19 protein-coding genes and 1 riboswitch are annotated in these 20005 nt (G+C 70.6%); of the genes, 12 read left to right on the top strand and 7 right to left on the bottom strand.

Features of this window, described 5'->3' with window-relative positions; translation table 11 throughout:
* The first annotated feature begins 60 nt into the window (after positions 1 to 60).
* Positions 61 to 1836, top strand: a complete 1776-nt coding sequence (locus ABTX18_RS29180) for an eCIS core domain-containing protein (protein WP_352125757.1) — start codon at positions 61 to 63, stop codon at positions 1834 to 1836.
* Here the strand turns inward: ABTX18_RS29180 and ABTX18_RS29175 are convergent.
* Entirely contained in the window at positions 1833 to 3539 is a 1707-nt protein-coding gene (locus ABTX18_RS29175; protein ID WP_352125756.1) for a CocE/NonD family hydrolase, read from the bottom strand. The genes ABTX18_RS29180 and ABTX18_RS29175 overlap by 4 nt on opposite strands.
* 105 nt (positions 3540 to 3644) lie before the next feature.
* Here ABTX18_RS29175 and ABTX18_RS29170 point away from each other — a divergent pair, with 105 nt between their 5' ends.
* Positions 3645 to 4361 (top strand): TetR/AcrR family transcriptional regulator, encoded by a 717-nt coding sequence (locus ABTX18_RS29170; RefSeq protein WP_352125755.1) that lies wholly within the window; start codon positions 3645 to 3647, stop codon positions 4359 to 4361.
* A 55-nt stretch (positions 4362 to 4416) separates the two neighbouring features.
* Positions 4417 to 5193, top strand: a complete 777-nt coding sequence (locus ABTX18_RS29165) for an N-acetyltransferase (protein WP_352125754.1) — start codon at positions 4417 to 4419, stop codon at positions 5191 to 5193.
* 104 nt (positions 5194 to 5297) lie between these two features.
* Here the strand turns inward: ABTX18_RS29165 and groL are convergent, their stop codons facing one another.
* The 4 genes from groL to thrC form a co-directional block, all read right to left on the bottom strand.
* The gene (groL, locus tag ABTX18_RS29160) at positions 5298 to 6923 is read right to left on the bottom strand and encodes a chaperonin GroEL (protein WP_352125753.1); all 1626 of its coding nucleotides are present in this window, start codon (positions 6921 to 6923) and stop codon (positions 5298 to 5300) included.
* 325 nt (positions 6924 to 7248) lie between these two features.
* Positions 7249 to 7455 (bottom strand): cold-shock protein, encoded by a 207-nt coding sequence (locus ABTX18_RS29155; RefSeq protein ID WP_003967346.1) that lies wholly within the window; start codon positions 7453 to 7455, stop codon positions 7249 to 7251.
* 445 nt (positions 7456 to 7900) lie between these two features.
* Entirely contained in the window at positions 7901 to 8179 is a 279-nt protein-coding gene (locus ABTX18_RS29150) for a MoaD/ThiS family protein (RefSeq protein WP_352125752.1), read from the bottom strand.
* A gap of 28 nt (positions 8180 to 8207) precedes the next feature.
* Complete coding sequence (gene thrC, locus ABTX18_RS29145; RefSeq protein ID WP_352125869.1) at positions 8208 to 9500, bottom strand: threonine synthase; 1293 nt, start codon at positions 9498 to 9500, stop codon at positions 8208 to 8210.
* 17 nt (positions 9501 to 9517) lie between these two features.
* Positions 9518 to 9644, bottom strand: a riboswitch (SAM riboswitch).
* A gap of 152 nt (positions 9645 to 9796) precedes the next feature.
* On the opposite strand from thrC, the gene ABTX18_RS29140 reads away from it, so the two are divergent.
* Together ABTX18_RS29140 and ABTX18_RS29135 are read left to right on the top strand one after the other, a co-directional pair.
* Entirely contained in the window at positions 9797 to 10744 is a 948-nt protein-coding gene (locus ABTX18_RS29140; protein ID WP_352125868.1) for a glucosyl-3-phosphoglycerate synthase, read from the top strand.
* A 53-nt stretch (positions 10745 to 10797) separates the two neighbouring features.
* Entirely contained in the window at positions 10798 to 12195 is a 1398-nt protein-coding gene (locus tag ABTX18_RS29135; RefSeq protein WP_352125751.1) for an alpha,alpha-trehalose-phosphate synthase (UDP-forming), read from the top strand.
* On the opposite strand, the gene otsB is transcribed toward ABTX18_RS29135, so the two are convergent.
* Entirely contained in the window at positions 12172 to 13026 is an 855-nt protein-coding gene (gene otsB, locus ABTX18_RS29130) for a trehalose-phosphatase (RefSeq protein WP_352125750.1), read from the bottom strand. The two genes, ABTX18_RS29135 and otsB, sit on opposite strands and share 24 nt — an antisense overlap.
* A gap of 87 nt (positions 13027 to 13113) precedes the next feature.
* Here otsB and ABTX18_RS29125 point away from each other — a divergent pair, with 87 nt between their 5' ends.
* The 7 genes from ABTX18_RS29125 (at position 13114) to ABTX18_RS29095 (ending at position 19526) form a co-directional block, all read left to right on the top strand.
* On the top strand, positions 13114 to 13764 hold the full coding sequence (locus ABTX18_RS29125) for a DUF6875 domain-containing protein (RefSeq protein ID WP_352125749.1): 651 nt from the start codon (positions 13114 to 13116) through the stop codon (positions 13762 to 13764).
* A 50-nt stretch (positions 13765 to 13814) separates the two neighbouring features.
* Positions 13815 to 14627, top strand: coding sequence for a 4'-phosphopantetheinyl transferase family protein (locus ABTX18_RS29120; RefSeq protein WP_352125748.1), 813 nt, complete (start codon positions 13815 to 13817; stop codon positions 14625 to 14627).
* A gap of 149 nt (positions 14628 to 14776) precedes the next feature.
* Complete coding sequence (locus ABTX18_RS29115) at positions 14777 to 16318, top strand: tryptophan halogenase family protein (RefSeq protein ID WP_352125747.1); 1542 nt, start codon at positions 14777 to 14779, stop codon at positions 16316 to 16318.
* A gap of 236 nt (positions 16319 to 16554) precedes the next feature.
* Positions 16555 to 17049, top strand: coding sequence for a flavin reductase family protein (locus tag ABTX18_RS29110; RefSeq protein WP_352125746.1), 495 nt, complete (start codon positions 16555 to 16557; stop codon positions 17047 to 17049).
* Complete coding sequence (locus tag ABTX18_RS29105) at positions 17046 to 18545, top strand: cation:proton antiporter (RefSeq protein ID WP_352125745.1); 1500 nt, start codon at positions 17046 to 17048, stop codon at positions 18543 to 18545. The genes ABTX18_RS29110 and ABTX18_RS29105 overlap by 4 nt, the downstream gene beginning before the upstream one ends.
* Before the next feature lies 1 nt (position 18546).
* Entirely contained in the window at positions 18547 to 18840 is a 294-nt protein-coding gene (locus ABTX18_RS29100) for a chorismate mutase family protein (protein WP_352125744.1), read from the top strand.
* Between the two features lie 74 nt (positions 18841 to 18914).
* Positions 18915 to 19526, top strand: coding sequence for a sensor domain-containing protein (locus ABTX18_RS29095; RefSeq protein WP_352125743.1), 612 nt, complete (start codon positions 18915 to 18917; stop codon positions 19524 to 19526).
* An 85-nt stretch (positions 19527 to 19611) separates the two neighbouring features.
* Here ABTX18_RS29095 and ABTX18_RS29090 read toward each other — a convergent pair whose 3' ends face one another.
* Positions 19612 to 19986, bottom strand: coding sequence for a response regulator transcription factor (locus ABTX18_RS29090; RefSeq protein ID WP_352125867.1), 375 nt, complete (start codon positions 19984 to 19986; stop codon positions 19612 to 19614).
* Positions 19987 to 20005 lie beyond the last annotated feature (19 nt).

Genomic DNA, 20005 nt, shown 5'->3' with positions numbered 1-20005 from the left:
GCCCGTACAACCCGGATATACAGGGAAGGTTCACCCTGCCCAGCCCGGAAGGTCACCCGGATGCGCCCGCACGCCTCCAAGCCCGCCCATGACGGCGCCGAGACCGAGCGTTCGGCGGCGCGCAAGCCTCCTCAGGCGTCGGAGCGAGAGGGGAGCGCCGCCCCGCACGGGTTGCTCCCGCTCCCTCACGCTGCGGGGAACGCGGCCCTGGTGCAGCTGCTGCGGCAGGCGGGCCACCCCGGGGCCGAGGACGGGCATCGGCACGAGGGCGGGCAGGCGGCCGTGCAGCGTTCCGCCGTGCACGACGTGCTGCGCTCCGCCGGGCAGCCCCTGGACAGCGGGACCCGTACGGACATGGAGGCCCGGTTCGGCGCGGACTTCGCCGACGTACGCGTCCACGACGACGGCGCCGCCCGTACCTCCGCCGCCGAGATCGGCGCTCGGGCGTACACCTCGGGGAACCACATCGTGCTGGGCGACGGCGGGGGCGACCGGCACACCCTGGCGCACGAGCTGACCCACGTCATCCAGCAGCGCCAGGGACCGGTGAGCGGCACCGACAACGGCGGCGGCCTCCGGGTCTCCGACCCCTCCGACCGGTACGAACGCGAGGCCGAGGCGCAGGCGAGGCGCGTCCTGTCAGGCAGCGCCCCGGCCCGTGACTCGGCGGAGGCCATGGCCGGCTCGCCCGGCTCCGGCGACCCGTCCGTGCAGCGGATGCGCAGTGACAACCCCCACGCCTCCGGCGGCGCACACAACGGGTGGGAACTGACCGCGCACCACGTCGTCGCGCACTCCCAGCTGTCGACCGCACTCGAGTCCGTGGACGCCGGGACGCGGGCGATCCTGCTGCGCGAAGCCGTACCCGAGCAGATCACCGACGCGATGCTGGAGAACCTGAAGGTCAAGATTCCGCCGAACTCGAACCGGGACGACTTCAAGACGAAGTTCCGCGCCGCGCTGGTCAAGCCGGGCGGGGGCGACACTGCCGAATTCCGGGGAAACAACCTCAACGCCATCCGCCACGCCTTCTACGAGTGGCAGGGCGGCAATCAGTTCCTCGGACCCAACACCAGCATTCGCGCGGAACCGACCAGTCGCGGGGAGGACACGGACTACGACGGCCGGGCCTTCTCTCCGCTCGGCGACCGGTTCACGGATCTCACCGCTCTGGGAGACGAGTTGAAGGCCGCGAACGCCGCCCGGGACAGGAGGAAGCAGGCTCGGCTTCTGCACGCCATCCTGCGCATCACGGTGAACGCCGCCCCGCGCCCGTTCGACTCCTCGGCCTGGACCGAGGTGACGACGGTGCAGGAAGTGGACCGGCTGGCCGGCGCCCTGGACCGGGACCACATGCGGGACTACACGTACTTCATGATGCGGATGGACGAGATCGAGAGGGGAAGGTACACCGGGATCTCCCAGAACGAGGAGAAGACGAAGTTCTACTACTTCGGTGAGCCGATCAGCCCCTTGGAGATCAAGGGTTCGTTCCTCTACATCAAGATGAACACCCCTCAGGAAACCGTCGTGACGAAGGACAAGGTGCTGTTCTCCGATCTCGTGCCCGGCCACCAGGACGCGGGCACGCACACGGAGTTCGATCTGCCCCCGGGCGGGCATTTCGCCAACGGGAACCTCACCCTGGCCGGATACGCCGGATCGGTCCCCGCCGAGGCGACCCCGGACGGCCGGTACCGGGTGCTGAAGGGCATCTTCAGCAAGCGGTCGCTCGAAACGGACGCCCCCGGAATGAAGCTGTCCGACTACTGCGAACAGGTCGGGGTCCCGACGTCCACCTTCCTGCCCCGCGTGGTGGTCGAGGCGCTGGGCTAGGGCCTGGTTCCGTCGGCGTCCACGTGTTCCCCTTGCGGCAGCACGAGCGCGGAATCCGCGTGAACGGTGACGCGCACCGGTATGGATTTCATCGCGTCGGCCCTGAGCTCGCCCGTGCCGGGGTTCGCCGCATAGCGCGGGTGCGCGCCCGCGCTGATCTGCCAGCGGATGCGGTGGCCCGCGCCGAAGCGGTACGCGGTGACGCTCATCGGGACGGTGACGTGGGCCGGTTCCCCGCCTGACGTACGCACTTGGGCGAGCCCGTCGCAGACGTTGGTGGAGCTGCCCTCGGCGTCCACGTCGCACAGCCGGGTGAACACGTCCCCGAACCCGGTGTCCGTGGACGCGCTGATTCTCGCGGAGACGGCACCCAGCACCGTGACCGGTTCGGTCAGGACAGGGCCCGTGAAGGTGAGCACGTCGTCGCGGGACTCCAGCGGGCCGTTGTCCCGGGCGCCCGCCGTGCCGGACAGCAGCGGGCCGCCGAGGGACGGCGTGGGGGCGGCGGGGTCGTTGCGGAAGGACGTCAGGGGGGCGGTGTCCGTGGGCGGCTGTCGGGTGAGGTGGCCGTCGGCGGTCGGGAACCACGCGGTGGTGGCCGGGGCGAGCGGCCACGCGTCGAGGTCCTGCCACGCCGCCTCCGCGCCGCCGATGTGGACGCGCACGGGGGTGGGGCGCAGCTCCGAGGGGTCGTCGCACAGGTGCGCGCGGAGCCAGGCCAGGCTCTCGGCGAACACCTGGGGCCAGCCCTTCTGCAGGGCGGAGGTGTGGGTCCAGGGCCCGACGAGCAGGGCGGCCTCGGCGCCGGCCCGGCGCAGCCGCGCGTACTGCGCGATGCTCTGGTCGACGAGGGCGTCGTGCCAGCCGGTGACGAGGGCGGTGGGGATGCCGGGGCGGTCGGCCGCCTCGCCCGCCGACGCGCCCTGCCAGTACGGGTCGTCCGGGTCCGGGTGTGTCATCACGTCGTCCAGCCAGGGCACTTCCTGTCCCAGTGCCGCTGCGTATGCCCCCCGGATCGGGCGGGCGGCGACGATGTCCTTGAGGTGGCGTTGGAGCCGCAGGGTCGCCTTGATGAACGGCAGCATGCCGCGGTGCTGGTGCGTCATTCCTGTGCCGACGAGGAGCGCGTTCTCCAGGTGGAGCGCGCCGTCGGTGTGGAAGAGGGCGTACGGGTCGTGCAGGCCGACCTGGACGACCATGGCCTTCAGCTCCGGCGGCGGGTCCAGGGCCAGTGCCCACTGGACGTAGCCGAGGTAGCTGGGTCCGACCGTGCCGAGGGTCCCGTTGAACCAGGGCTGTTCGCGCAGCCAGTCGAGCGTGGCGAGGCCGTCGGCGGCCTCGTTGCGCCAGAGGTCGAACGCGCCGCCCGATCCGCCGGTGCCGCGGCAGCTCTGCAGGACGACGTGGAAGCCCTGTTCGGCGAAGAGCATCCCGTACTGAGGGGACCAGGGGACGCCGCGTCCGTAGGGCGAGCGTACGAGGAGGGTGGGGAAGTCGCCCTGACCGCGGGGGAAGTAGTGGTCCGTGATGAGGGGGCTGCCGTCCGCGGCGGGAACGGTCAGGCCCGGTTCCCAGGCGATCCGGTGGCGCCTCGCCGGAAGCCCGCGCCAGGTGGCCCGCATCAACCGGGCGGACAGCGGGGGCTTCGCGGACGCCGGCGTCCGGGCGGGCCTCGGCCGGGCGTCGTGCGTGGGTGATGTCATCGTTCGCCTCCATCGCTCGATGTATTCTCGTACTGCGTACGAGAATAGTCGATGCTTGGATGAGTCACACAGGAGCCTCAGCCCGAGGAAGGGAACAGCAGGATCGTGACCCGTGCCGACGCGCCCGGCGCCACCGGCGTCGACCCCCGAGAACTCTGGCTGACCCCCGACCGGCCCCGCCGGGGGCGCAGGCCGGCCTTCAGCCGCGAGGCGATCACGGTGGCGGCCGTCGCCCTGGCCGACGCGGAGGGAATCGACGCGGTCACCATGCGGCGGGTCGCCGCGGAGGTGGGCGCCGGCGTCATGTCGCTCTACAGCTACGCCCCCGACAAGGAGACGCTGCTGGACCTGATGATCGACCACGTCAACGGCGAGCTCCCCGCATCCGGGCCGCTCACCGGAGACTGGCGGGCCGACCTCAAGGGCATCGGGCATCTCCAGCGCGACCACATGCTCCGCCACCCCTGGCTGGCCACCGCCGTGCCCGCCCGCCGTACCCTCGGCCCCCGCACCCTCGCCTTCCTGGAGCACGCTCTGGCAGCCCTGCGCCCCAGCGGTCTCGACGGCGGAGCCCGCTTGGAGGTCTTCGCCCAGCTCACCGCGTTCGTGGCCGGGCACGTGGCCCACGAGATCGCCCAGGCCGATGCCGCCCGGTCAGCCGGCCGGGCCGCGGCCGAGGCGCTCTACCTCGCCGCCGTCGCAGCGGACGGCCACCACCCGGAACTGGCCGAGGCCCTCGCCTCCGCCGGACGTCCCGTCACCCCCGACGCCACGTTCGCCCGCTTCCTCAACCGGCTGGTCGACGGGCTCGACGCCGGCTGAAGCGGAAACGGAAGACCGTGACCGCGGTGTGCCGTCTGTGGGAGAGTTCCGCACCGTGACGACAGCCTGCGACGACATACGGATCACCTCGCTCGCCGAGCGGCCCGCGCTGATCCCCCGGGTGTACGAGATCGCCGACACCTGGCCGCCCTTCATCCCGCACGACCTCGTCGGCAGCGCCCTGCTGGGCCGGGTCGTGGAGGACTTCCCCGACTACTGCGTGGTGGCGACCGACGGGGACCGCGTCGTGGCGCGCGGTCTCGCCGTGCCCTTCGACGGCTCGGCGGACGGCCGCGAGGCGACGCCCGATCAGGGCTGGGACCGAGTGCTGACCTGGGCGTACCAGGACCGGCGGCGCGGGCGGGCGGCCACGGCCGCGAGCGCGCTGGAGATCACCGTGGACACCGCGTACCTGGGCCGGGGGCTGTCGTACCGGATGCTGGAGGCGATGCGGGGCGCCGCCGCCCGGCGCGGCCACGACGCGCTGTTCGCCCCGGTCCGCCCGACGGCCAAGCACCTGCACCCGCACGTCCCGATGGCCGAGTACATCGGCCGGCGGCGCGGCGACGGGCTGCCGGAGGACCCGTGGCTGCGGGTGCACGTCAGGAACGGCGGGACCATCGTGAAGGTCGCTCCGGCGTCGATGACCGTCAGCGGATCGCTCGCCCAGTGGCGCGGCTGGACGGGCCTGCCGTTCGACCTGGACGGCGAGGTCGAGGTGCCGGGCGCGCTCGTCCCCGTACGGTGCGACCTCGCGCTCGACCGTGCGGTCTACGTCGAGCCGAACGTGTGGATCCGGCACCGGACGGCCGGTGACGGCACATCGGAGTAGCGGACGGCGGCGGGCGCCGTCCGGGCATGACACCGGCCCCCGGGGACGCATCCCCGGGGGCCGGTGTCGTGTACTGCTGTGCAGGAACTACCGATCCGTGAGGATCAGAAGTCCATGTCACCGCCCGGCATGCCGCCCGGAGCGCCGCCGGCAGCGGCCTTCTCCGGCTTGTCGGCGATGACGGCCTCGGTGGTGAGGAAGAGCGCGGCGATGGACGCGGCGTTCTGCAGGGCGGAGCGCGTGACCTTCGCCGGGTCGATAATGCCCTCGGCGATCATGTCGACGTACTCGCCGGTCGCGGCGTTGAGGCCGTGACCGATCGGCAGGTTGCGCACCTTCTCGACGACGACGCCACCCTCGAGACCACCGTTGACGGCGATCTGCTTGAGCGGGGCCTCCAGCGCCAGCCTGACGGCGTTGGCGCCGGTCGCCTCGTCACCCGAGAGCTCGAGCTTCTCGAAGACGGCCGAGGCCTGGAGCAGAGCCACGCCACCACCGGCGACGATGCCCTCCTCGACAGCGGCCTTGGCGTTGCGCACCGCGTCCTCGATGCGGTGCTTGCGCTCCTTGAGCTCGACCTCGGTCGCGGCACCGGCCTTGATGACGGCCACGCCGCCGGCCAGCTTCGCGAGGCGCTCCTGGAGCTTCTCGCGGTCGTAGTCCGAGTCGGAGTTCTCGATCTCGGCACGGATCTGGTTGACGCGGCCCTGGACCTGGTCGCTGTCACCGGCGCCGTCGACGATCGTCGTCTCGTCCTTGGTGATGACGACCTTGCGGGCGCGGCCGAGCAGGTCGAGACCGGCGTTCTCCAGCTTGAGGCCGACCTCTTCGGAGATGACGGTGCCACCGGTGAGGATGGCGATGTCGCCGAGCATGGCCTTGCGGCGGTCACCGAAGCCCGGGGCCTTGACGGCGACGGACTTGAAGGTGCCACGGATCTTGTTGACGACCAGGGTCGACAGGGCCTCGCCCTCGACGTCCTCGGCGATGATCAGCAGCGGCTTGCCGGACTGCATGACCTTCTCGAGCAGCGGAAGGAGGTCCTTCACGTTGCTGATCTTCGAGTTCACGATCAGGATGTACGGGTCGTCCAGGGACGACTCCATGCGCTCCATGTCCGTGGCGAAGTACGCCGAGATGTAGCCCTTGTCGAAGCGCATGCCCTCCGTGAGCTCGAGCTCCAGACCGAAGGTCTGGGACTCCTCGACGGTGATGACGCCTTCCTTGCCGACCTTGTCCATGGCCTCGGCGATGAGCTCGCCGATCTGGGTGTCAGCGGCGGAGATGGAGGCCGTCGAAGCGATCTGCTCCTTGGTCTCCACGTCCTTGGCCTGCTCCAGGAGGGCGGCGGAGACGGCCTCGACGGCCTTCTCGATGCCCCGCTTGAGAGCCATCGGGTTGGCACCGGCGGCCACGTTGCGAAGGCCCTCGCGGACGAGCGCCTGAGCGAGAACGGTGGCGGTGGTCGTACCGTCGCCGGCGACGTCGTCCGTCTTCTTGGCGACCTCCTTGACGAGCTCCGCACCGATCTTCTCGTACGGGTCCTCCAGCTCGATCTCCTTGGCGATGGAAACACCATCGTTGGTGATCGTGGGGGCGCCCCACTTCTTCTCAAGGACGACGTTGCGGCCCTTGGGGCCGAGGGTGACCTTGACGGCGTCGGCGAGCTGGTTCATGCCGCGCTCAAGACCGCGCCGGGCCTCCTCGTCGAAGGCGATGATCTTGGCCATATGAAGTGGTCCTCCCGGACAGGGGTGGATTCTCCGGACCGAGAGGCGCCCGCGACGGACGGCCTGCGTGTCTGCCGGTTCCTTGCCCCGGAGACCTGCGGGCCTCACCGGCCCGGTCCAAGTTTCTGTCACTCTCACCCAGAGAGTGCTAAGCCAATAATTAGCACTCGACCCCCGAGAGTGCAAGCGTCCCCCTCGGAGTGTGGACAGCGGCCGGGGGAGACTCACGAGCCTCCTGGGACGCGCGAAGGGTCCGTACCCCTGGGGTACGGACCCTTCGTGCGTGAGTAGTGACGTCGGCCGGTTGCGCGACGGCTGGCCGGGCTCAGCCGACGGCGAGCTTGACCATGTCGGCCTGGGGCCCCTTCTGGCCCTGCGAGATCTCGAATTCAACTCGCTGACCCTCTTCGAGGGTGCGGTATCCGTCCATCTGGATCGCGCTGTAGTGGACGAAAACATCCGCACCACCGTCGACCGCGATGAAGCCGTACCCCTTCTCCGCGTTGAACCACTTGACGGTGCCCTGAGCCATGCCTAACTCCCCTATTACTGGCCCTTGCACAGGACCGCACTTCGCGGGCCCGGGTCAGAACTCACCCTCCGACAGGAGAGGGCTCGTAGCGCCGGAACGCGTCGACCGCGGCCGAATGTATCTGCCCAACTGCCCTCTGCAACAGGTCAATCGGACGAGAATTCTGAGCAGCACCGATCGCCCGAATGCGGGGAAGTGAGGGGATTCCTGGGCAAGTCGGGCCAGGCAAAGGCGACTTATGGCGCAAGGAGCTCGGGCACTTTGGCTGCTTCTAGTCGTGGCCAGGCGCATTCTCATATGCGGGCGGCACGGGCAGCGGAGGGGGCTTCCCACACTCTACCGCGCTCAACCATGCAGAATTGCCCCCTCCGCTTCTCTCGCAGAGGGGGCAACTCCGGTGACACGGTGAAGTCGGGCCGGCCCTGAGAGGGCCTACGCCCGCGGCTCAGCAGCCGCCGGCGACGGCCGGGATGATCGAGATGCCGGCACCGTCCGGCGTGACCGTGTCAAGGCCGCCCTCGAAGCGCACGTCGTCGTCGTTGACGTACACGTTCACGAAGCGCCGCAGCTTGCCCTGGTCGTCCAGGACGCGGGCGGCGATGCCCGGGTGGTCCTTCTCCAGGGACTCGATGACCTGGGAGAGGGTCGCGCCCTCGGCCGGGACCTCGGCCTGGCCGCCCGTGTAGGCGCGAAGGATGGTGGGGATACGGACCTTGACGCTCATGGTGGGTGCCCTTCCTGGTGTCGGGTGGTCAGCTGTTGGCGAGGCCGGCGGCGCGGAAGGACTCCAGGCTCGGGCGGATCGTGGCGCTCGCCTGGGCGGTGGCGGCCACGGCTTCCAGCGTCTTGAGGCCGTCACCGGTGTTCAGGACGACGGTGGTGAGCGTCGGGTCGAGCACGCCGGCGTCGATCAGCTTCTTCGTCACGCCGACCGTCACCCCACCGGCCGTCTCGGCGAAGATGCCCTCGGTGCGCGCCAGCAGCTTGATCGCGTCGACGACCTGCTCGTCGTTGACGTCCTCGACTGCGCCGCCGGTGCGGCGGGCGATGTCCAGGACGTACGGGCCGTCGGCCGGATTGCCGATCGCCAGGGACTTGGCGATCGTGTTCGGCTTCTGGGGCCGGACGACGTCGTGACCGGCCTTGAAGGCCGCGGAGACCGGGGAGCAGCCCTCGGCCTGGGCGCCGAAGATCTTGTACGGCTTGTCCTCGACCAGGCCCAGCTTGATCAGTTCCTGGAGGCCCTTTTCGATCTTCGTGAGCTGCGAGCCGGACGCGACCGGGATGACGATCTGGTCGGGCAGCCGCCAGCCGAGCTGCTCGCAGATCTCGTACGCGAGGGTCTTGGAGCCTTCGCCGTAGTACGGGCGCAGGTTGACGTTGACGAAGCCCCAGCCCTCGCCGAGCGGGTCGCCGATGAGCTCGGAGCAGAAGCGGTTGACGTCGTCGTAGTTGCCCTCGATGCCGACCAGCTCACCGCCGTACACCGCGGCCATGACGACCTTGCCCTGCTCCAGGTCGTGCGGGATGAACACGCAACTGCGCAGTCCGGCCCGGGCGGCGGCGGCACCGACGGCGCCGGCGAGGTTGCCGGTGGAGGAGCAGGAAAGGGTGGTGAATCCGAAGGCACGGGCGGCCTCGACGGCGATCGCGACGACACGGTCCTTGAAGGAGTGCGTCGGATTCCCGGAGTCGTCCTTGACGTACAGAGCGCCGGTGACGCCCAGCTCGCGGGCGAGGTTGTCGGCCTTGACCAGCTTGGTGAAGCCGGGGTTGAGGTTGGGCTTGTCGGCGACGTCGGAGGGGACCGGCAGCAGCGGCGCGTAACGCCAGATGTTGTCGGGTCCTGCCTCGATGCGCTTCTTCAGCTCGTCCGGGGAGCCGCTCGGCAGGTCGTACGCCACTTCGAGCGGCCCGAAACAGGACGCGCAGGCGAAAATGGGGCCGAGTGCGAACCGCTCTCCGCATTCGCGGCAGGAAAGTGCCGCGGCGGGACCGAGGTCCACAGAAGATTCAGTGTGTGCTGCAACAGTCTCAACAGCCATGATGGCGAGGCCCTTTCTCCTCATCTTCCTCGCGACGCGTTTCGTCACGAGACGGAATTGGCACCTTCCCCACCTGACCTCGCGGTCGGCGGGAGGGTTGCCGGGACTTCAACGGGCCGTTCCCTCTGTCCCTCTGGATGAGCGCTATGGCACTGGACCATGGATCCAGGCGTTTATCGGCGGGCGGACCCCGGCATGCGAGGGTCGTCCGCGTTGTTCAGACTGTAACCGAAGCACCGGACTGTTGAGATAGCCGTCCGTACCGCGAGATGGATCACATGCAGGGAGTACCGACCGTGCTCGAAGAGGTCGAACGCTGGCTGACCAGGCGTTCCTGGTCCGCCGACGACCGTCCGCTGGACCGTCTGCTGGACGCCAGGAACGAGGCGCACGGCACGCGCGTGAGCGTGGTGCTGCCCGCGCTGAACGAGGCGGAGACGGTCGGGGACATCGTCACCACGATCCGGCGTGAGCTCATGGAGAAGGTGCAGCTGGTCGACGAGCTCGTGGTCATCGATTCCGGTTCCACGGACGCCACCGGAGAGGTCGCCCGCCGGGCGGGGGCCCGGGTGGTCCACCGGGACGCGATCCTGCCCCGCATACCGGCCGTCCCCGGCAAGGGCGAGGTGCTGTGGCGGTCACTCCTGGTGACCAGCGGGGACATCGTCTGCTTCATCGACGCGGACCTGAAGGACTTCTCGGCGGACTTCGTCTCCGGCACCGTGGGCCCGCTGCTGACCGACCCCTCGGTCCAGTTCGTCAAGGCGATGTACGACCGCCCGCTCGGCGGAACCACTGCTCAGGGCGGCCGGGTCACCGAAATGGTGGCACGCCCGCTGCTCAATCTGCACTGGCCCCAGCTGGCCGGTTTCGTCCAGCCGCTCGGCGGCGAGTACGCCGTGCGCCGCTCGCTGCTGGAGCGCCTGCCGTTCCCGGTCGGTTACGGAGTGGAGCTGGGCCTGCTCGTCGACTCCCTGCACACGGTCGGTCTGGACGCACTCGCCCAGGTGGACGTCGGCGTCAGGAAGCACCGTCACCAGGACGGCCAGGCGCTCGGCCGGATGGCGGCCACGATCTACCGGACCGCCCAACTCCGCCTGACTCGCGGACCTCTGGTCCGTCCGTCGATCACCCAGTTCGAGCGCGGCGAGCACGGTTTCGTCGCGCACACCTATCCGGTGGACACCGAGGAGCGGCCGCCGATGTGCGAGATCGAGGAGTACGTTTCACGCCGCGCGGCCTGAAACGGTCTGACTTCGCACGTTTGGGCGGTTCGTGATCGGGCTAGATTCCGCCCATGGTCTCCGAGCACGCCCACACACCTCAGCCCGCTGCCCAGGTACTCGTCGCGTCCAACCGCGGCCCCGTCTCGTACGCGCTGCGCGAGGACGGCTCCCTCGACGCCAAGCGCGGCGGGGGCGGACTCGTCTCCGGTCTGAGCGCCGTGGACGACAAGATGTGGGTCTGCGCCGCCCTCGGGGACGGCGACCGGGAGGCGGTGCGGCGCGGGGTCGGAGAGCCGGGCGTCCGGATGCTCGACATCGACGCGCGGGTGCACGCCGACGCGTACAACGGCATCGCCAACTCGGTGCTGTGGTTCGTGCACCACCTGCTCTACCAGACGCCCGTCGAACCCGTCTTCGACGCGGAGTTCCGCCGGCAGTGGGCCTCCTTCGAGACGTACAACCGGGCCTTCGCCGAGGCGCTCGCCGAGGAGGCGGGCGAGGGCGCGGCGGTCCTCGTGCAGGACTACCACCTGTCGCTGGTGCCCGGCATACTCCGCGAGCTCCGCCCGGACCTCAGGATCGGCCACTTCTCCCACACCCCGTGGGCGCCCGTCGACTACTTCCGGCTGTTGCCCGACGACATCGCCGAACAGCTGCTCCACGGCATCCTCGGCGCCGACCGCGCGGCCTTCCTGACCCGCCGCTGGGCGGACGCGTTCATCGGCTGCTGTACGGAGATCCTCGGCGGCACCGGCCGCACGAGGATCGGGGTGCACGGCCTCGGCGCCGACGCGGACTTCCTGCGCCGCCGCGCCCATGAGCCGGATGTGGACGAGCGGATGGCGGCGCTGCGGGAGCAGGTGGGCCCCGGCCGGAAGGCCATCGTGCGGGTGGACCGTACGGAACTCTCCAAGAACATCGTCCGCGGCCTGCACGCCTACCGCGCCCTGCTCGACGAGCGGCCCGAATGGCGCGGGCGCGTCGCCCACATCGCGTTCGCCTACCCCTCGCGGCAGGACCTGGCGGTCTACCGGGAGTACACGGCCGAGGTGCAGCGCGTCGCCGATGAGATCAACAAGGCGTACGGGACGGCGGACTGGACCCCGGTCGTCCTCCACGTCAAGGACGACTTCGCCCGCTCGCTGGCGGCGTACCGGCTGGCGGACGTGGCGCTCGTCAACCCGATCCGGGACGGGATGAACCTGGTCGCCAAGGAGGTCCCGGTCGTCTCCGACGCCGGCTGCGCGCTGGTGCTGTCGCGGGAGGCGGGGGCGTACGAGGAGCTGGGCGCCGACGCGATCACGGTGAACCCGTACGACGTGTCCGCCACCGCCGCCGCCCTCCACGAGGCGCTGACGATGGCGGACGACGAGCGGGCGGCCCGCACGGAGCGGCTGGCCGCGGCGGCCACCGCGCTGCCGCCGCAGCAGTGGTTCCTGGACCAGCTAGAGGCGCTGCGCCAGGGCTGACAGGAACGCGACGACGGCCCCCGGGCCGGGCAGCGACAGGTCGGCGCGCTCGGCCAGTTCGGGTACCTCCGCGCCGCTGCAGACCAGCAGGCCGGGGGTGCCGTCGGGGCCCTCGGTGCGGAGTTTGTCGACGGCGGCGTACGCGGCGAGGTCGCCCAGGTCGTCGCCCGCGTACAGCACGGACGCGGCGCCGGTCTCGTGCACGTACCGGGTGAGGGCGACGCCCTTGTCCATGCCGGGGGGCCGCAACTCCAGAACGAGGCGGCCCGGTTCGACGATCAGCCCGTGGCGGGCGGCGAGGTCGCCCAAGGGGCCACGCAGTGCGTCGAAGGCGGCCTGCGGGTCGGCGGCGCGGCGGGTGTGGACGGCGAGCGCCTGCCCCTTCTCCTCTATCCAGGTCCCGTGCCAGGAGTCGAACCTGTCGAGCACGCCGGGGAGTTCGGCCCGCGCGGCGGCGACGCCGGGGTGCGGGTCGGGGGCCTGGACGGTGCCGGAGACGGCGTCCCAGCGCTCGGCGCCGTAGTGGCCGAGGACGACGAGCCGGTCCAGCCCCTCGACCCCGGCGAAGCCGCCGTAGCGGACCGCGACGCCGGCCGGGCGGCCGGTGATCACGGCGATCGAAGCGACCTTGGGGGCGAGCGCGGCCAGCGCCTCGACGGTGCCGGGGTGGGCGCGGGCCTGTTCGGGGTCCGGAACGATGTCGGCGAGCGTGCCGTCGAAATCGAGCGCGATGACGGCGCGGTCGGGCCGGGCGAGAAGCGCGGCGAGGCCCTCCTGGCCGGCGGGGGTGGTCGGGGCCGGCAGGGGCGGGGTGTGCGGAGTGCTGCCCATGGCCAGAGCTTAAAGCTTTCCTCCCGCCCCCGCCGTGAAGCCGGTGTGATGCCGAGGCGATACGTCTCCTGGCTAGCGTCCCCGCAGATGTCCAACAGGGAGGCACGCATGTCCGGCGACCGGATGTCCCAGGCCTGGGACTGGCTGAGCACGTACCCGATCCAACCGCATCCCGAACTCGGGCGGGACGGAGTCGTCTGCCCCTACATGGTCAAGGCGATCCGCCGGCGCTACGTCACCATGACCGAGTTCGACGCGTCCGAGGGCGACCAGGCGTTCATGGCGCTGGCCCGGAAGCTGCGCGACGGCGTTCTGGAGCGGGCCGGGGAGCTGGGCTCCGACCGGCTCTACCTCGTGGGTATGGCCGTGCCGTACGGGCTGCCCGACGCGGAACTCAAGGCCATGGTCGCGCGGGTGCACGCGGCGCTCAAGCCGGAGTTCGTCGCGCGGGGACTGATGATCGGTGACTTCTGGCCCGAGCACGAGACGATCGGTCTGCACAATGACGACTTCCGGCCTTTCACCAGCCCGATTCCGCTGCTGGGAATGCGCCATATCACCCCTGCCGATCTTCCGTTCTTCGTGAAGCACGAACCCGTGCCGGCCGAACGGCTGCGGCTCCTCGGCAATTTCCGGAGGCTTTTCGACGGCAGGCTCAACGCCTATTGGTCGGAGCGGCTGCTCGAGGCCGAACTCACGGCCGAACAGGAACTCTCGCTTTCACGCGCGGCGGCCTGAGGAACGAGCGGTCCGAAGCACATGCCCCATCCGTCGCTTCGGGAAGGGAGGTGAAGCAGGCCATGTACCGGGATGCCATGTACCGGGACATCGAGTGTCACGTCTGGTTGCAGCGGCCGCTGACCCGTCCGGCGTCCTGGTTCGGTCTGCTGGAGGCGGCGGAACTCACCCGCTGCTCCTCGTACGTGCACGAGCTCGATCTGTCCCGCTTCGTCACCGGGCGGGTGCTGGCCAGGACCGCGCTCGGCGCCCTGATGGGCGTGGCACCCGAGTCGGTGCGGCTGCATACGCGATGCGCGGAGTGCGGCGGGAGCCACGGCAAGCCGCGGGCGGTCGGTGCGGCCGCCGGCTGGGAGCTGTCGATCTCGCACTCGGGCCAGGTGGTGGCCGTCGCCGTGGTCCGGGGCAACCCCGTCGGCGTGGACGTCGAGGAGTTTCCCGGCCCGGTGGACACGGGCGAGCGGCCGGGACCGGGCGGCGGGAGGTCCGCGGGCGGGCTCGCGGGGGTACCCGCGGAATTCGAACTCGTGCTGGCCGACGACGAGCGCGCCGCCGTGGCGGAGCTGCCGCCCCGGGACCGGGCGCGTGCCTGTCTGACGTACTGGACCCGCAAGGAAGCGGTGCTGAAGGCGACCGGTGAGGGGCTGTACACGGCCATGACCGATCTCAGCGTCTCGGCACCGCACGAGCCCGCCGCGCTGCTGCGCCGCCACGCGCCGGGGGGCGGCACGCAACCGCTGCCCGCGCTCGCCGATCTCCCGACGGGCGAGACCTGTCACGGCTCGGTGGCCGTCCTGGGCGCGCGGTCCGTCGCCGTCCGGATGCACAGCGGCGCGGAAATGCTCACCCAGCGGTTCCGGTAAATCCCATCGATAACAGAAGGAAAACGCGCCCGGATACCTTCCGTGCATGGATCACCTCCCGGCGGCACCGCCCGGGCAACGGGCTCGGTCCAGCTCTCTTCCCCTCTATTTCTTTCAGTTCTTTCAGTTCCGGAACAAGGAGATGCTCAGTGATCAAGTCAGTCGTCATCGTCGGCGGAGGCACCGCGGGATGGATGAGCGCGACCTACCTCAAGGCGGCATTCGGTGACCGTATCGCCGTCACCGTCGTCGAGTCCGACCGGGTATCGAGCATCGGGGTCGGCGAGGCCACGTTCAGCACAGTCCGGCACTTCTTCGACTATCTCGGTCTCGACGAGACCGATTGGCTCCCGCACGTCGCCGGCTCGTACAAGATGGGCATCCGGTTCGAGAACTGGCGCAAGGCCGGGGAGCACTTCTACCACCCCTTCGAGCGGCTTCGCACCTCCGACGGGTTCTCCCTCGCCGACTGGTGGCTCAAGGAGGGCGACCGCAGCAAGCCCTTCGACCACGGGGTCTACCTCACCCCGCACCTGTGCGAGGCGCAGCGCTCGCCGCGGATGCTCGACGGGTCGCTGTTCGCCGGCGGGCTGGACGATTCGCTGGGCCGCTCGACTCTGCAGGAGCAGCGCACCCAGTTCCCGTACGCCTATCACTTCGACGCCGGGCTGCTGGCGAAGTTCCTCACCACGTACGGCACCGACCGCGGGGTGCGGCATGTCGTGGACGACGTGGTCGACGTGGCCCGTGACGAGCGCGGCTGGATCAGCCACGTCACCACACGTGAGCACGGCGACCTGGCCGGCGACCTGTTCATCGACTGCACGGGCTTCCGCGGGCTGCTGATCAACAAGACGCTGGAGGAGAAGTTCCTCTCCTTCGAGGACGTGCTGCCGAACAACCGGGCCGTCGCCCTGCGTGTCCCCAAGCCGAACCAGGCAACGGAGGGCATGAACCCGTACACGACGGCGACCGCGATGGACGCGGGCTGGATCTGGACGATTCCGCTCTTCGGCCGGAACGGCAACGGCTATGTGTACTCCGACCAGTTCTGTTCCCCCGAGGAGGCCGAGCGCACTCTCCGCGAGTTCGCCGCCCCCGGCCAGGACGACCTCGAGGCCAACCACATCCGTATGCGTATCGGCCGCAACGAGCGTTCGTGGGTCAACAACTGCGTGGCCATCGGCCTGTCCAGCGCGTTCGTCGAGCCGCTCGAGTCGACGGGCATCTTCTTCATCCAGCACGGCATAGAGCAGCTGGTGAAGAACTTCCCCGACGAGCACTGGGACCCGCAGTTGCGCAACGACTACAACGGCCGGGTCGCCGAGGTCCTCGACGGGGTCAAGGAGCTGCTGGTCCTGCACTACGTGGCGGCGGCACGCGAGGACACCCCGTACTGGAAGGAGGCCAAGGCGCGCACTCTGCCGGACGGTCTCGCCGAGCGGCTCGACATCGCCTCGTCGCACCTGCTGGACGACCGCAACATCTACCAGCCCTACCACGGCTTCGAGCAGTACTCCTGGATCACGCTGCTGATGGGTCTCGGCCACGAGCCGGCCCGGCCGCGGCCCGCGCTCTCGCACATCGACCCCAGGGCCGCGCGCGCCGAACTGGCCGCGGTGCAGAACGACGCGAAGCGCCTGGTCGACGCGCTTCCCAGCTGCTACGAGTACCTCGCCTCGATCCACTGAGCGCGGGCGTACCTCCCTGCCGCCGGTGCCCGCACCCCCCTTCGTGCGGGCACCGGCGCCCCCTGCCGGCCAACTTCCGTATACGCGCCTGGAGGCGAGTGAGAATGCCAGCCCAGCCCGCACCACGGACCACGGACGTCCGTCCGGGTCTGCGCTCCGTGAGATCGTGGGAATGCCCACCGCAGCATGCTTCCGCCGTGCGGCCCCCGGTGGCCGTGGACGAGTTCCGTTCCCTCATGAGCGCCTTCCCCACCGGCGTCGCCGTGATCACCACCTATGGCCCGGACGGTCTGCCGCGCGGGCTCACCTGTTCGTCCCTGGCGAGCGTGACCTCCGAGCCGCCGACCCTCTCGGTGTGCCTGAACAGCCGCGGCGAGACACTTCGGGCGCTGCGGACCCATGGCGCCTTCGCGGTGAACCTGCTGCACGACGGCGGCCGGGGCGCCGCCGAGGTGTTCGCCAAGCCCGTCTCGAACCGGTTCGGGCAGGTCGAATGGCGGCCGTCGCCCGGTGCGGGTCTGCCCTGGCTCGTCCAGGACGCGTTCACAACGGCCGATTGCCGCGTGTCCGAGCTGATCGAAGTGGGCGATCATACGATGGTGCTGGGCGAAGTGACCGGAGTTGTCCAGGAGTCGGGTACTCCTCTGCTGTACGGGGTGCGCCGTTTCGCGCACTGGCCCGGCGGCGCGGTCGCGGGCACCCGGCCCTCTCCGGAGGGGGTGGCCTCATGACGCTGTCGTCGACGCGCCCGATGGGCCCGGGCCCGCTGAGGTCCGGGCGCCCCACGGTCGGCATGGCCGCCGGCCTGGTCGTGCTGGTGAGCGCGTCCGTCGTGTGGGGGCCCGGTCTGGTGCGTGGCGGAGGTGAGCATTCCGGGATCGATCCGACGGCCCGCTTCCTGCTGGCCGTCGCGGTCATCGTGCTGCTGAGCCACCTACTGGGCACGCTGCTGCGCCGGTTCGGCCAGCCCGCGGTGATCGGGGAGATCGTGGGGGGCCTGCTTCTCGGGCCCTCCGCGCTCGGCTGGGTGTGGCCGTCCGCCCAGGCGTGGCTCCTGCCCACCGAGGTGAAGTCGACCATATCCATGGCGGCGCAGCTGGGACTGGTCACCTTCATGTTCCTGCTCGGCTGCGAGCTGCGCATGGAACGGGTCCGGGCGGGGAGCACCGCGCTCGCCGCCACGGTCGTCGGGGGGATGGGGCTCCCCTTCCTGGCCGGTCTCGGTATCGCGGTGGCCGCTCCGGATGTGCTGCGCGGTACGAGCGGCCACCACACGAGCTATGCCCTGTTCTTCGGTCTGGCACTGTCGGTCACCGCGCTGCCGGTGCTCGCCCGGGTCCTGGTCGATCTGCGGATGGACCGTTCCGGACTGGGGACGTTCGCCCTGGCCGGCGCGGCCGTCGGGGACGGCGTGGCCTGGCTGGCGCTCACGGTCGTCCTGGCGATGACGAGCGCCACGGGGAGTGTCGCCGCCACGGTCGGCATGACGCTCGCCCTGGTCACGGCGACCGTGCTGGTCGTGCGACCCCTGCTGGCGTCCGCCGTGCACGCCGCGGAGAAGCGACAGGGTGGCGCCAAGCTCCTGTTGCCCATGATGCTGCTGGTCGGAGCCGTCGCCTATGCGGCGGTGACCCAGATGATCGGGCTGCACCCGGTGATCGGCGCCTTCCTGTTCGGCACGGTCGTGCCGCGCGGGTCCCGGGCGGCGGAGCGGATGAACGAGCAGTTGCAGGGGTTCACCCTGGCTGTGCTGCTGCCCCTGTTCTTCGCCGGGGTCGGGCTCAACGTCTCGGTACGCGGGCTGGGTCTCGACCCGTGGCACTGGTTCGTCCTCGTCGGTGTCGTGACGGCCGCGACGGTGGCCAAGTTCGCCGGCGCCGGGGGCGCGGCCATGGTCGTGGGCATGCCCCGCAACGAGGCCATGCGGCTCGGCGCGCTGATGAACTGCCGTGGAGTGACCGAGGTCGTCGTCGCCGGTATCGGCTGGGAGGCCGGACTGATCAGTACGAACGGTCTGACGGTCCTGGTCCTGATGGCGCTGGTCACCACGGCCCTGACCGGACCGCTGCTCAAGGCCTTCGGGTTCCGTCCACCGGCCGCGACCGGCGCGGTCGCGCCGCCCCCCGTTCTCAAGAGCCCCGGCCGGGGCGGTTCGCCGGTCCCCGCCTCGGCCGTACGCCTTCCGTCGCCACCCGCCAAGCGAGCACCGCACACCCTGGAGGTCTGAGATGTCCCCGGTCAACTCCGCCCGGCTCATGGAGCGTCAGGCGCACCTCGCCTCGCTCGACCGCTCGATCATCTCCCTGATCGAGGAACGCGCCACCACCGACTCCCAGCTCAGGGCGCTGCGGCGGCTGGCCGGTCTGCACGAGTTCCAGCTGACGCGGGAGAACGAGATCCTGAGCCAGTACCAGGAGGCGCTCGGGCGCCAGGGCACCTCCATCGCGCTCCAACTGCTGGCGATCGCGCGCAGCGAGGGCCGGCGCACGGTGGGCTCCGAGGAGACCGCCACCGCAGCCTGATCGCTGTGCCCGGTGGGGGCCCGTCCCCCCACCGGGCACATTTCCGCGTCCGCGTCCAAGGAAGGAAACCCCCCATGCCGAACACCGTCCGTCCCCGCGCTCCGCTCACCGTCCAGGACGAGCCCGCCGGTCTGCGCGGGCTGCTGCGCCTGCCGTTTCGGCGGCAGACCTGGAGGTACGTGCTGTACACCCTTCTGCTGCCGCTCGCGCTGAGCCTGATCCTGGTCCTGCAGTACGCCATGAAGGCGGCGCAGGACAACGGCCACCAGGAACTGGGCCCCTTGATCCTGCTGGTCGTCCTGGTCGTGGTCGCCGTGTTCGGCCCCGGCTTCGAGCGGGTGCGTGCCCGGTTCTGGCTGGGTGAGGAGATCGGCCGCCGATCCGGGGACAACCGCTTCGTCCGCCATGCCGCCTTCTACGTGCTCAACATGCTCGCGGGCGCGTTGGGATTCCTCGCGGTGGCCGGCTGGCTGATCGTCTCCGCGCGCAACCTCACGTACCCGGTCTGGGGCTGGCGCCCCTACCCGGATCCGGCGTGGGGCGGGCCCCACCCGGCCGGTGTGGTGGGGCTGCACTTCGCGGCGGGCGTGGTGACCTTCTTCGTCGGGCCGTGGATCATCCTCCGGCTGGCGAAGCTCCAGGTCCGGCTGGCCCGCGGGTTCATCGGGTCGGGTCAGCCCGGCTGACCGGTCCGCACCAGGCGGACATGGCCGCGTGGTCCCCGACGGCCGGGCGGGCTCGGTATTCCGAGCCCGCCCGGCCGTCGGGGTTTCAGGCTGCCGTCGCCAGTTCCCGCCGCTCCGCCGCCGCCCCGTCCGGGTCCTGTGCGCCGAGGTAGCGCAGGACGGCCAGGACCCGCCGGTTGTCCCCGCTGTCGCCGGGGACACCGAGCTTGCCGAAGACGGCGGCGACCCGCTTCTCCACGGTGCCCTCCGAGACGCACAGTCTCAGCGCGATGGCGGTGTTGGTCCGGCCCTGCGCCATGAGGGCCAGCACCTCCGACTCCCGGTCGCTGAGGACCCCGAGCCCGGGCGCCGCGGCGCCCCCCGCCGGCCGGGGCGAAGCTGGGGCCCCCCCCCCCAAGCGGGGGAAGGGGGTGGCGGGCCCCGACAACGGCCAGGACGACCCCCGCCCCAGGGGGCCCACGGCCCCGCCCCCACCCGGC

Origin of the sequence: Streptomyces sp. NPDC096323 (genome assembly GCF_040302845.1) — a bacterium.
Taxonomy (GTDB): domain Bacteria; phylum Actinomycetota; class Actinomycetes; order Streptomycetales; family Streptomycetaceae; genus Streptomyces.
Note: the sequence above shows the minus strand (reverse complement) of the source record. Positions and strands in the feature narration are given on the sequence as shown.

What these genes read in the sequence shown, in the direction of transcription:
- ABTX18_RS29100 (WP_352125744.1), top strand. Translation starts at nt 18,547, where the DNA reads ATGTCCCCGGTCAACTCCGCCCGGCTCATGGAGCGTCAGGCGCACCTC.
- ABTX18_RS29150 (WP_352125752.1), bottom strand. Translation starts at nt 8,179, where the DNA reads ATGAGCGTCAAGGTCCGTATCCCCACCATCCTTCGCGCCTACACGGGC.
- ABTX18_RS29155 (WP_003967346.1), bottom strand. Translation starts at nt 7,455, where the DNA reads ATGGCTCAGGGCACCGTCAAGTGGTTCAACGCGGAGAAGGGGTACGGC.
- ABTX18_RS29095 (WP_352125743.1), top strand. Translation starts at nt 18,915, where the DNA reads ATGCCGAACACCGTCCGTCCCCGCGCTCCGCTCACCGTCCAGGACGAG.
- groL (WP_352125753.1), bottom strand. Translation starts at nt 6,923, where the DNA reads ATGGCCAAGATCATCGCCTTCGACGAGGAGGCCCGGCGCGGTCTTGAG.
- ABTX18_RS29175 (WP_352125756.1), bottom strand. Translation starts at nt 3,539, where the DNA reads ATGACATCACCCACGCACGACGCCCGGCCGAGGCCCGCCCGGACGCCG.
- ABTX18_RS29110 (WP_352125746.1), top strand. Translation starts at nt 16,555, where the DNA reads ATGAGCGCCTTCCCCACCGGCGTCGCCGTGATCACCACCTATGGCCCG.
- thrC (WP_352125869.1), bottom strand. Translation starts at nt 9,500, where the DNA reads ATGGCTGTTGAGACTGTTGCAGCACACACTGAATCTTCTGTGGACCTC.
- ABTX18_RS29135 (WP_352125751.1), top strand. Translation starts at nt 10,798, where the DNA reads ATGGTCTCCGAGCACGCCCACACACCTCAGCCCGCTGCCCAGGTACTC.
- ABTX18_RS29105 (WP_352125745.1), top strand. Translation starts at nt 17,046, where the DNA reads ATGACGCTGTCGTCGACGCGCCCGATGGGCCCGGGCCCGCTGAGGTCC.
- ABTX18_RS29125 (WP_352125749.1), top strand. Translation starts at nt 13,114, where the DNA reads ATGTCCAACAGGGAGGCACGCATGTCCGGCGACCGGATGTCCCAGGCC.
- otsB (WP_352125750.1), bottom strand. Translation starts at nt 13,026, where the DNA reads ATGGGCAGCACTCCGCACACCCCGCCCCTGCCGGCCCCGACCACCCCC.
- ABTX18_RS29180 (WP_352125757.1), top strand. Translation starts at nt 61, where the DNA reads ATGCGCCCGCACGCCTCCAAGCCCGCCCATGACGGCGCCGAGACCGAG.